This window comes from Streptomyces thermovulgaris (assembly GCF_002155915.1).
Taxonomy (GTDB): Bacteria; Actinomycetota; Actinomycetes; order Streptomycetales; family Streptomycetaceae; genus Streptomyces; species Streptomyces thermovulgaris.
The window spans coordinates 1-602 of sequence record NZ_MUME01000506.1; the positions used below are offsets into that span (position 1 = coordinate 1).

1 protein-coding gene is annotated in these 602 nt (G+C 74.3%); it reads left to right on the plus strand.

Going from position 1 to position 602, the window contains the following annotated elements:
• The first annotated feature begins 2 nt into the window (after positions 1-2).
• Positions 3-581, plus strand: a complete 579-nt coding sequence (locus CCN35_RS26870; protein ID WP_086794640.1) for a winged helix-turn-helix domain-containing protein — start codon at positions 3-5, stop codon at positions 579-581.
• Positions 582-602 lie beyond the last annotated feature (21 nt).

Consider the following 602-nt stretch of genomic DNA (forward strand, 5'->3'; position numbering starts at 1 on the left):
CTCTGACCACCGTCCCCTCCCCCGCTCCCGCCCGGCACCGGCTGCGCGCCGTGGACCGGGACGAGACCCCCGACCTCGCGGACCTGCTGCCGCCGGGCACCACCTGGCTGCCGGCTCCGCAGCACATCCTGCCCGCGCTGCCGGGCCGGCCGCCGATGGTCGGCTATCTGGTGCTGGTGCCCGCCGACCGGCAGCCCCCGTTCCTGCCGGTGGCCGTGCCCGAACAGCCGGAGACCGGCGAGGCCGGCAAGGCCGGTGAGGCAGGCGAGGCCGCCGACGAGAGCGACGACTCGCTCATCCGCATCGACACCGTACGGCGCACCGCCGAAGTGGCCGGACGCGAACTCGAACTCACCTACCTGGAGTTCGAGCTGCTCGCCCACCTCGTCGCACACCCGCACCGGGTCCACACCCGCGACCAGCTGGTCACCACGGTCTGGGGCTACGGCCATGTGGGCGACGGCCGCACCGTCGACGTCCACATCGCCCGCCTGCGCCGCAAGCTGGGCGCCGAGTACCGCACGGCGATCCGGACGGTGCGCCGCGTGGGCTACAAGTACATCCCGCCGACCGCGCACTGACCCTCCCCCTCCGCCCCTTCT